The sequence below is a fragment of the Eubacterium sp. AF36-5BH genome (genome assembly GCF_003460505.1).
In the GTDB taxonomy this organism is placed as follows: domain Bacteria; phylum Bacillota; class Clostridia; order Lachnospirales; family Lachnospiraceae; genus Eubacterium_G.
The window spans coordinates 182,720-194,166 of record NZ_QTVG01000001.1 but is presented as its reverse complement, the minus strand read 5'-3'; the positions used below and the strand labels follow the sequence as shown (position 1 = coordinate 194,166).

Sequence of the window (11,447 nt, the reverse complement as noted above, 5' to 3'; positions counted from 1 at the left end):
TAAAGAGAGGTTTAATAAAATGAAGGTTGTTGGTACAATAAAAGAAGTTCGAGAATTAGTAAAAGAATGGAAGAAAAATGGAGAAACAGTAGGTTTCGTTCCTACAATGGGATATTTACATGAAGGTCATGGAAGCCTTATTACAAAGGCAAGAGAAAACAATGACAAAGTAGTAGTAAGTATTTTTGTTAATCCAATGCAGTTTGGACCAACAGAAGATTTAGACAGCTATCCAAGAGATTTAGAAAAAGACAGTAAATTCTGCGAAAGCCTTGGAGCTGATTTAATATTCCATCCAGAACCGGAAGAAATGTATCATGAAGACTTTAGTTCATATGTTGATATGTCAGTTTTAACAGAAGAATTATGTGGTCTTAGCCGTCCTGTTCATTTTAGAGGTGTATGTACAGTTGTAACAAAATTATTTAACATTGTTCAGCCAGACAACGCATACTTTGGACAGAAAGATGCACAGCAGCTTGCAATTATTAAACACATGGTTCAGGATTTAAACATGGACATTAACGTAGTAGGTTGTCCAATTGTTCGTGAAGAAGACGGCCTTGCAAAAAGTTCAAGAAACACATATCTTTCACCAGAAGAAAGAAAAGCAGCTTTAATTCTTAGCAAAACAGTAAAATTAGCAAAAGAATTAATTGATGCAGGAGAAAAAGACGCTGATGTTGTAGTTGCAAAAATGAAAGAAAACATCGAAACAGAACCAATGGCAAAAATTGATTACGTAAAAGCCGTAAACGGACTTACAATGCAGCAGCAGAAAGAAATAAAAGCACCAATGCTTATTGCAATGGCTGTATACATCGGAAAAACAAGATTAATCGACAACATGATTTTGGATTAAGCCACGCACTCCTAAAATAATTTTACATGTGCAAGCTCGCTTGCAAACATGAAAAAATTATTTTAGGAGTATGGGGCGCAGCCCCTCAGCGAAGGAACACGAAGTGTTACGAGCTGATAGCGTGGCTTATAGCTGCGTGGCTAAGGAAATGTCGAAGGAAGCCACGCGCGAAGGAACACGAAGTGTTACGAGCTGATGGCGTGGCTTATAGCTGTGTGGCTAAGGAGCACAAAGTTAAAATATACAAATAAATAAGTAAAGAGGTAAAAAATGCAAGTTAATATGTTAAAAAGTAAAATACACAGAGCTACAGTTGTTCAATCAGAACTTGACTATGTAGGAAGTATCACTGTTGATGAAGAATTAATGGAAGCAGCAGGAATTTATGAATACGAAAAAGTTCAAATTGCAGATGTAAATAATGGAAACAGATTTGAAACATACGTTATTGCAGGAAAAAAAGGTTCAGGTATGATTTGTTTAAACGGTGCTGCAGCACACATGGTAAGTTTAGGTGATAAAATAATTATCATGAGTTACGCACAGATGACACCTGAAGAAATAAAAGACAACAAACCAAAAGTTGTATTTGTAGATGACGACAATAAGATTACAAGAGTAACAAATTACGAAAAACATGGAAAATTATTTGACTTAGAAAAATAATTTTTCCTTTATGAAAGTGAATTTATTATGGAAAAGATTTTAAAGAATAAAACAGTTGTATTAGGAGTTACAGGAAGTATTGCGGCGTACAAAATTGCTAACCTTGCAAGCAGTCTTGTAAAAAAAGGCGCTAATGTACATGTTATAATGACAAAAAATGCTACAAACTTTATTAATCCAATTACATTTGAGACATTAACAGGAAATAAATGTTTAGTAGATACATTTGACAGAAATTTTGAATTTAGCGTTGAACATGTATCTTTGGCTAAGCAGGCAGACATATTTATGGTAGCCCCTGCAAGTGCCAATGTTATTGGAAAGATTGCAAATGGTATAGCAGATGATATGCTTACCACAACAATTATGGCATGTAAGTGTCACAAAGTTATTTCCCCGGCGATGAATACAAATATGTTTGAAAATCCTATTGTTCAGGATAATCTGGAAAAATTAAGAAATTACGGTTACGAGGTTATTGATCCGGCAAGTGGATATTTAGCCTGTGGAGACACAGGGGCAGGAAAAATGCCTGAACCTTCAGTTCTTGAAAGTTATATAATGAAGAATATTGCCATGGAAAAAGATATGGCAGGAAAAAAAGTTTTAATTACTGCAGGACCAACAATGGAAGCCATTGATCCGGTTAGATTTATCAGCAATCACTCAACAGGTAAGATGGGTTATGCCCTTGCAAAGATTGCGATGGAACGTGGTGCAGAAGTAACACTTGTTACTGGAAAAACATATATTGAAAAGCCTGACTTTGTAAAAATTATTGATGTAAAGAGTGCAAAAGAAATGTTTGATGCAGTTGATAAAGAATTTGACAGTCAGGATATTGTTATAATGAGTGCAGCAGTTGCTGATTACAGACCAAAGACAGTAGCTGATGAAAAAATCAAGAAAAATGATGGGGAAACAGCCATTGAACTTGAGAGAACCGACGACATTCTTGGAACAATGTCAAGAAGAAAGAAGAACCAGTTCCTTTGTGGTTTTTCAATGGAAACAGAGCATATGCTTGAAAATTCTAAGAACAAGCTTAAAAAGAAAAATCTTGATATGATTTGTGCTAACAATCTTAGAGTTGAAGGGGCAGGATTTGGGACAGACACAAATGTTGTTACTTTAATAACAGAGAATGAAAGCAGACAGTTGCCAATTATGTCAAAAGAACAGGTGGCAAACGAAATTTTAACTGAAATAAATAACAGAATATAAAGCCAGGTGGCTGTAAAGCATGAGACTATGGACTCACATACTTGTATCATAGTTAGGTTGTACCATATGAATTATAAGATACAAAAGGAGATTACAATGAAAAGATTAGTAAGAATACTCACTGTAGTGGCATGCTTTATGGCCACTTTTACGTTTGTAATTAATGATGTTAGCGCTGCTACGAAGGCATGGTCCAAAAACTCTGACGGTAAGTTTGTAGATGGTAACGGCAAAGTAATGGAAGGTGCCACAATGAAGGGCATTGATGTTAGCAAATGGAATGGAAATATTAATTGGAAAAAAGTTGCTGCATCAGATGTTGATTATGCAATTATCAGATGTGGTTTTGGAGACAACTACACAAGTCAGGATGACAAATATTGGGAAACAAATGTAAAAGGATGCGAAGATAACAATATTCCTTATGGTGTATATATTTATTCTTATGCTCAAAGTGTTTCTCAGGCAAAAAGTGAAGCAAAGCATGTTCTTAGATTGGTTGAAAATCATAAACTGAATTTTCCTATTTATCTTGATGTGGAAGAAGATGACCAGGCAAAATTATCAAAAAGTAAATTAACTGATATTATTAATACATTTGTTAGGGAAATACATAATCAGGGATACGAGGTTGGAATTTATGCTAATCTTAACTGGTGGACTAACTATATTGATAAATCTGTAGCAAGCAACCAAACTTGGTTTAAATGGGTGGCACAGTACAACAACATAGGTACAACATACACAGGTGTTTATCAGATGTGGCAGTGTAATGATAAAGGAACTGTAAGTGGTATAAGAGGAAAAGTTGATTTGAATTTCTGGTTTGATAAAGTTAGAACAACAACTTACAATGCAAGAAACGTAAAATTAAATGCAGCACCTGTCATAAAAGTTACAAAGGTAACCAGACCGGCTAAAGCGCCTATAGTATCAGTTACTGCCGGTAAGAAAAAAGCTAAATTAAAACTCCAGAAGGTTTCCGGGGCAAAAGGTTATCAGATACAATATTCAACAAAGAAAAACTTCCATGGTAAAAAGTCAAAATATATTAAATGGACAAGAACTACAATAAAAAGTTTAAAATCCAAGAAAAAATATTATTTTAGAGCCAGAGCCTATAAACTTAATGGAACTAAAAAAGTTTACTCAAAAAAATGGTGCAAGGTTAAAAGCGCCTACATAAAATAAAAAAACAGTAAATGAAAGAGTAGATAAGAAAATCTACTCTTTCATAACAGAAATTAAATCCTGCAACACTGTAATCTGGTGTATGGTAAGCCCTTGTGCATCGATTGTAATTGATGGTTCTTCATGGTGTAATCCAAGAAGATAGTCTGTACTACAATCATATAGTTGTGCAAGGGCTATTAAATTCTCCAAACTGGGAGTTCGCTCTCCTGTTTCATATCCAGAAACAATTGAAGGCGAAACATCTAAAAGTTCAGCCAATTGTTTTTGAGTATATTTATTTTCTGATCTAAGTAGTCGTAACTTTTCCGGTAAATCTTTAATCATTGGTGTCCTCCTAAAATGAAAAGTGGTTTCCATTAAAATCTCTGAGAAACTCAGTAGGTAAAATACTACCACTTAAAGTGGAAATGGTAAAGTCGTTAATTAAATTAACAGCATCATCTACTGAATTGTATAGAATATTACACAAAATCTCACTTTCTTTTCGGCATTGCATATTGACGTTAGGAAAAATCACATGTCCTTTTAACTGCTTATAATGAAAAGTTGCGTGCATGGATAGGTCTAAAAGGCTTCTTTTCAAACAATTAGGAGCAACAAATATTTTTTTGACCTTTTTCATCATATGAAGACTATGATAAATATCTTCAAGAGAAACATAATGATATAAAGAATCCATGGCAATAGCTACCTTATACGTTGCAGGGACTAATTTGTAAATAGGATAACTTTCAGGATTGAAGCTATCTTTGGTAATTAACAAATGCTCCAAGTCCCCTTCTATTTCCACATGTCCACAACCTGTTTCCTTCATAAACTTGTTTATATATGGGTGGCAGGCGTTATCCAAAGTAAAATGGCATATAAATCCTAACATATAACTATATTCAGGGCTGGTAATTCCAAGTTCTTTTATAATCTCTGCGGCATGTTCCATAAAAGGATACACATCGCTGTGATGCATTGTAACGCCAATCTTAGTAATATCTTTTCTGGTTAAATAGAAAAATAAAAAATCAGGTCCCTGTAATCCCATTCTAAATTCATTAGGATACTTTCTCACAGTTTCTTTTATTGTTGAAGGCAACTTTGGAATAACAAGTTTGCCAAATTTGTTATGTGCGTAAAGTGCTGGCATAATGAACACCTCCTATGTAAAAATATTTATAACTACAGTTTAACACATTTGAAATGTAAAAATACAAATAACTAAATATTATTTCGAATAACCATATTTTGACTGTTGCAATTAATTTTTAAAAGTGTTATCATAACGATAGAACAAATGTTCGAAAAAGTCAACTGCTAATTTTAAGATAATAGGAAACGTTAATTTTATCTGATCGCAACTATTAATTTTTAAGACGATTGAAACGAGGTGAGGAACATTAATATACAGCAGAATATGGATTTATCTGAAAAATTGAAGATTTTAACAGATGGGGCCAAGTATGATGTTGCATGTACCAGTAGTGGTGTTGACCGTTCCAATAAGGGAAAAGGAATGGGAGATGCTCATGCGTGTGGAATATGTCATACTTTTGCGTCAGATGGCCGTTGTGTATCGCTACTTAAGATACTTTATACAAATGAATGTATTTATGACTGCAAGTATTGTATTAACAGAAAGTCAAATGATGTTCCAAGAGCCAGTTTTACACCCAATGAAGTTTGTAAGCTTACCATGGAATTTTATAGACGCAATTATATTGAAGGATTATTTTTAAGTTCAGGAATTTTGAAAAGCCCGGATTTTACAATGGGGCTTGTATATGAAACTTTGTGGAAATTACGCAACGAACATCATTTCTTTGGATATATTCATGTAAAGGCAATACCGGGAGCCTCTCCTGAAATTATTGAGAAAATAGGATTTCTTGCAGATAGAATGAGTACTAATTTGGAGTTGCCTACAAAGGAGAGTCTTAAGGAATTAGCACCGAATAAGAGTCATAAGAATATGCTTATGTCTATGAAACAGATACAGATTGGCTCAGGAAACCTTATACCGTCTTCAGGTGATGGGTATAGTTTGATTACAAAAACAGGAAGAAAGAAGCAGTCAAAGTTCGTCCCAGCAGGACAAAGCACGCAGATGATTATAGGGGCAACACCGGAAACAGACTATCAGTTAATGTCAGTAACTGAATATATGTATAAACAGTTTAAGATGAAGAGAGTTTTTTATTCAGCTTTTGTAGATGTGAACCACAATATTGATGCACCGGCACTGGTTGGACCTAATCCGTTATTAAGGGAGCATAGATTATATCAGGCAGACTGGCTGCTTAGATTCTACGGATTTAATGTGAAGGAATTACTGAATGAAAATCATCCTAATTTTAATGTGGTACTAGATCCGAAATGTGATTGGGCAGTTAATCATTTGGAGTTGTTTCCTGTTGAAATAATGCGAGCAGATTATTATACATTATTAAGAGTACCGGGACTTGGAGTGAAGTCTGCAAGGCGCATTATGTCAGCAAGAAGATATGGTGTTATTGATTTTGATGGTTTGAAACGTATGGGAGTTGTACTGAAAAGAGCTGCATATTTTATTACATGCAATGGTAAAACAATGTTTCCACTGAGACTGGATAAAGATTTTATTGCAAGGTCTATAGCAGCAGATGACAGAAAGCAATTATTTTCAATTGAAGAAGATACAACGTACAGGCAGATGACGTTGTTGGATTTGGAGGCGAAAGCTTAATGAAGAATAAAAATGTAACATTGGTATGCGATGATACTTTTGATGGGATAATGACGGCAATTTATGACGGCTGGGTATTAATGAACAAAGGCTGCATAGTTAACATACATCCGGGAAAGGATTATTCGGCAACATTTTTTTCAGAATTTATAACAATTGATACTGATTTAGACAAGTCTGTTAGAGTGGCAAAATCCATAAGAATAAAGATTTCCATTGAAGCATACATGATGGTTTACAGAGCCTGTATGCATTTTGATAATGACAAAGGTAATGAAATATTTGAGTTTTTGAAATTAGGATATGCAGTCGGAGCCAGAGTGACGAAAATGCTAACGAATCCTCATGTGTTACGGGTTACTGAATTAAGTAGAAAGGCAGTTAATGAAGCACATTTGTTTAAGGGATTTGTAAGGTTTGATGAATTAAAGGGTGGGGTCCTTTACAGTAGAATACAACCAAAATGCGATGTGGTTCCGTTAATAATTAATCATTTTCAGGACAGATTTCCGGAAGAAGATTGGATAATATATGATTCAAAAAGAAAGAAAGCAGCAGTACACAAGCATGAAACAGATACGATTATTGTTGAAGGACAGGATGTGGAGGCATTGACCAAAGACTTACAGTATAACGATGAGTATAGAGAATTGTGGAAGATATTTTTTGATACTATTGGAATCGATGCAAGGAAGAATCCTAAATGTCAGCGAACACAACTTCCAATATGGTTTAGAGAAAATATGACCGAATTTGTAAAGGAAAAATAAGCAAAAGTATACCGAATAACCACAAAATCTTTACTTTATTCGTCACTCTTCACTTTTTTTCTTATTAATGATATACTAGCGGGTGTGGTTTAACACATTACAAAAGGAAAACAGAATAGAACTAATCAGGAGGAATCTATGAGTAAAGTTAAGCGTGTTTATGTGGAAAAAAAGAAACCTTATGCTGTAAAAGCAAAGGAATTAACAGAAGATATCAAGGGATATCTTGGGATTGACGGATTAAAAGAAGTAAGAGAATTAGTAAGATATGATGTAGAAAATCTTACAGAAGATACTTATAAGAAAGCTCTTACATGTGTATTTTCAGAACCACCGGTTGATGATGTTTATGAAGAAACATTTCCTTATGATGAAGCTGAATCAAAGATTTTCAGCGTAGAATTTTTACCGGGACAGTTTGATCAGAGAGCTGATTCTGCTGTACAGTGTGTTAAGTTTTTAAACGAGGATGAGAATCCTGAAATAAAGACTGCAACAACATACGTTTTAGTTGGAGATATTACAGAGGAACAGTTTGAACAGATTAAGTCATATTGTATCAACCCTGTAGATTCAAGAGAAACAGGATTAGAAAAACCTGAAACTTTGGTAACAGAATTTGAGGAACCGGCAGATGTTATTATTTTTGATGGTTTCAAGGACATGGATGATGCTCCACTTAAAGAACTTTACGATTCACTTGGATTAGCAATGACATTTAAGGATTTCAAACATATTCAGAATTATTTCAAATCTGAAGAAGACAGAGATCCATCAATGACAGAAATCAGAGTATTAGATACTTACTGGTCAGATCATTGTCGTCATACTACTTTTAATACAGAACTTACAGATGTTAAGTTCGATGATGGTTTTTATAATGAACCAATTGTCAAAACATATGAAGAATATCTTGAAACAAGAAAGGATGTTTTTGGAGAAAGAAAAGACAAATTTGTATGCCTTATGGACTTAGCTCTTATTGCAATGAGAAAGTTAAAGAAGGAAGGCAAGTTAGATGATCAGGAAAAATCAGATGAAATCAATGCATGTAGTATTGTAGTTCCTGTTGAAGTTGACGGAAATACAGAAGAATGGTTAGTAAACTTCAAAAACGAAACACATAACCATCCTACAGAAATTGAACCATTTGGTGGTGCTGCAACATGTTTAGGTGGTGCTATTAGAGATCCATTATCAGGACGTACATATGTATATCAGGCTATGCGTGTAACAGGTGCAGCAGATCCTACTAAGCCAATGAGCGAAACATTAAGTGGTAAGCTTCCACAGAAGAAACTTGTTCAGGGAGCTGCAAATGGATATAGTTCATATGGTAACCAGATTGGTCTTGCAACAGGTTTAGTAAAAGAAATTTATCATCCTGATTATGTTGCAAAGAGAATGGAAATTGGTGCAGTTATGGGAGCAGCTCCTAGACGTGCAGTACAGAGACTTACATCAGATCCAGGAGATATTATCGTACTTTTAGGTGGTAGAACAGGACGTGATGGATGTGGTGGAGCAACAGGTTCTTCAAAGATTCATACAGAAGAATCTATTGAAACATGTGGTGCTGAAGTACAGAAAGGTAACGCACCTACAGAACGTAAATTACAGAGATTATTTAGAAGAGAAGAAGTTAGTCACATTATCAAGAAGTGTAATGATTTCGGTGCCGGTGGTGTTTCAGTAGCTATTGGTGAGTTGGCTGACGGACTTCATATTAACTTAGATAAAGTTCCAAAGAAATATGCAGGTTTAGATGGAACAGAAATTGCCATTTCTGAATCACAGGAAAGAATGGCAGTAGTAGTTGATCCTTCTGATGTAGAAAAATTCTTAGAATATGCTAATGAAGAAAATTTAGAGGCTACAGTAGTAGCAGAAGTTACAGAGGATCCTAGATTAGTATTAGAATGGAGAGGAAAGGAAATTGTAAATCTTTCACGTGCATTCTTAGATACAAACGGTGCACATCAGGAAACAACAGTTGAAGTAGATATGCCTGAAAAGGATGCAAACTTCTTCAAGAAACCTGAAGTAGCAGACGTAAAAGAAAAATGGTTAGAAACACTTGCTGACTTAAATGAATGTTCACAGAAGGGATTAGTTGAAAAATTCGACGGTTCAATCGGTGCAGGTTCAGTATTTATGCCACATGGTGGAAAATACCAGAAGACAGAAACACAGGCAATGGTTGCAAAACTTCCAGTGCTTAAAGGAAAATGCGATACAGTAACAATGATGAGTTATGGATTTGATCCATATTTATCAAGTTGGAGTCCATATCATGGAGCAATGTATGCAGTAGTAGATTCAATTGCAAAGATTGTTGCAAATGGTGGTGACTACAAGAAGATTCGTATGACATATCAGGAATACTTTAGAAGAATGACAGAAGATCCACGTCGTTGGAGTCAGCCATTTGCATCACTTCTTGGTTCATTTGATGCACAGATGGGATTTGGTCTTCCATCAATTGGTGGTAAAGATAGTATGTCAGGAACATTTAATGATATAGATGTACCACCAACATTAGTTTCATTTGCAGTTGATGTAGCTAAAGAAAAAGATATTATCACTCCTGAATTTAAGAAGGCAGGCAATAAGATTGTTAAATTTGAAATCAGCAAAGATCAGTATGACAAGCCTGTATATGAAGAAATCATGAAGTTGTATGACCAGATTCATGAGATGATTCAGAATGGTGTGATTGTTTCAGCTTATGCCCTAGACGCTAAGGGTGTAATTCCGGCTGTAAGTAAGATGGCATTTGGTAACGGAATTGGTGTAAGCATCAGTGGAAATATTCCAGGTGCAGATTTATTTGCACCTGCATTCGGTGATATTGTTGCTGAAGTACCTGCAGATAAAATTGGTGATGTAACAGCAAGTTATGTATTATTAGGTGAAACAACAGATAAAGCTGAGTTTAAGTATGGCGAAGAAGTAATTCTAATGGATGAAGCACTTAAGGTTTGGGAGAAACCATTAGAAAAAGTATTCCCAACAAGAAGCCATAATGATAAGACAGTATTAGATACGCCAATTTACGATAAGGGAAGTATCTATGTATGCAAGAACAGAGTTGCAAAACCAACAGTATTTATTCCTGTATTCCCAGGAACAAACTGTGAATATGATACAGCAAAAGCATTTGAAAATGCTGGCGCAAATGTTATTACAAAGGTATTCAAGAACCTTACACCGGAAGACATTAGAGATTCTGTTAAAATATTTGAAGATTCAATTAATCAGGCACAGATTATTATGTTCCCAGGTGGATTTAGTGCAGGTGATGAACCTGACGGCTCAGCTAAGTTCTTTGCAACAGCATTTAGAAATGCAAAGATTGAAGAAGCTGTACATAAATTATTAAATGAAAGAGACGGTTTAGCACTTGGTATTTGTAATGGTTTCCAGGCATTGATTAAGTTAGGATTAGTACCAAACGGAAAGATTACAGGACAGGATATTAATGCTCCAACATTAACATACAACACAATTAACCGTCATGTATCAAAGATGGTATACACAAAGGTTGTTTCAAACAAGTCACCTTGGTTACAGGAAGCTGAACTCGGTGGTGTATATGTAAATCCAGCATCACATGGTGAAGGACGTTTCGTAGCACCAAAAGAATGTATTGAACAGTTATTTGCAAATGGTCAGGTAGCAACACAATATGTAAATCAGCAGGGACAGCCAACAATGGACGAAGAATGGAACGTAAACGGTTCATATATGGCAATCGAAGGTATCACAAGCCCAGACGGAAGATGCTTCGGTAAGATGGCTCATATTGAACGTAAAGGAACATCCGTAGCAACAAACATCTACGGAGAACAAGACCTCAAAGTCTTTGAATCAGGCGTACACTACTTTGCGTAAGCAAAGCCATGTATAAACAAACAACGGGACGCTCGTCGAAAGCTTGCCTTCGAAAGAGAGTTCCGTTGTTTGTTTATATAGGGCGCAGCCCGACAGCGAGATGGAACGAAGTGAAATCGAGCTG

9 protein-coding genes are annotated in these 11,447 nt (G+C 35.3%); 7 read left to right on the top strand and 2 right to left on the bottom strand.

The window, feature by feature from the left end:
* Positions 1-19: 19 nt before the first annotated feature.
* From panC to DW006_RS00900, 4 genes are all read left to right on the top strand, one after another.
* Positions 20-862 (top strand): pantoate--beta-alanine ligase, encoded by an 843-nt coding sequence (panC, locus tag DW006_RS00915; protein WP_117998621.1) that lies wholly within the window; start codon positions 20-22, stop codon positions 860-862.
* 270 nt (positions 863-1,132) lie between these two features.
* The gene (gene panD / locus DW006_RS00910) at positions 1,133-1,528 is read left to right on the top strand and encodes an aspartate 1-decarboxylase (RefSeq protein ID WP_117998620.1); all 396 of its coding nucleotides are present in this window, start codon (positions 1,133-1,135) and stop codon (positions 1,526-1,528) included.
* A gap of 36 nt (positions 1,529-1,564) precedes the next feature.
* Positions 1,565-2,752, top strand: a complete 1,188-nt coding sequence (coaBC, locus tag DW006_RS00905) for a bifunctional phosphopantothenoylcysteine decarboxylase/phosphopantothenate--cysteine ligase CoaBC (protein WP_117998724.1) — start codon at positions 1,565-1,567, stop codon at positions 2,750-2,752.
* Positions 2,753-2,848: 96 nt separating this feature from the next.
* Positions 2,849-3,943 carry a glycoside hydrolase family 25 protein gene (locus DW006_RS00900; protein WP_158561030.1) on the top strand — a complete coding sequence of 365 codons (1,095 nt, stop codon included), beginning with the start codon at positions 2,849-2,851 and terminating at the stop codon, positions 3,941-3,943.
* A gap of 33 nt (positions 3,944-3,976) precedes the next feature.
* On the opposite strand, the gene DW006_RS00895 is transcribed toward DW006_RS00900, so the two are convergent.
* Both DW006_RS00895 and DW006_RS00890 read right to left on the bottom strand, forming a co-directional pair.
* On the bottom strand, positions 3,977-4,270 hold the full coding sequence (locus DW006_RS00895) for a helix-turn-helix transcriptional regulator (RefSeq protein WP_022165774.1): 294 nt from the start codon (positions 4,268-4,270) through the stop codon (positions 3,977-3,979).
* A 10-nt stretch (positions 4,271-4,280) separates the two neighbouring features.
* On the bottom strand, positions 4,281-5,084 hold the full coding sequence (locus tag DW006_RS00890) for a zinc dependent phospholipase C family protein (RefSeq protein ID WP_117998617.1): 804 nt from the start codon (positions 5,082-5,084) through the stop codon (positions 4,281-4,283).
* 267 nt (positions 5,085-5,351) lie between these two features.
* On the opposite strand from DW006_RS00890, the gene DW006_RS00885 reads away from it, so the two are divergent.
* From DW006_RS00885 to DW006_RS00875, 3 genes are all read left to right on the top strand, one after another.
* Complete coding sequence (locus DW006_RS00885; RefSeq protein WP_347474983.1) at positions 5,352-6,659, top strand: putative DNA modification/repair radical SAM protein; 1,308 nt, start codon at positions 5,352-5,354, stop codon at positions 6,657-6,659.
* Complete coding sequence (locus tag DW006_RS00880; RefSeq protein ID WP_117998616.1) at positions 6,659-7,429, top strand: TIGR03915 family putative DNA repair protein; 771 nt, start codon at positions 6,659-6,661, stop codon at positions 7,427-7,429. Before DW006_RS00885 ends, DW006_RS00880 begins: the two co-directional genes overlap by 1 nt.
* A 138-nt stretch (positions 7,430-7,567) precedes the next feature.
* The gene (locus DW006_RS00875) at positions 7,568-11,323 is read left to right on the top strand and encodes a phosphoribosylformylglycinamidine synthase (protein WP_117998615.1); all 3,756 of its coding nucleotides are present in this window, start codon (positions 7,568-7,570) and stop codon (positions 11,321-11,323) included.
* Positions 11,324-11,447 lie beyond the last annotated feature (124 nt).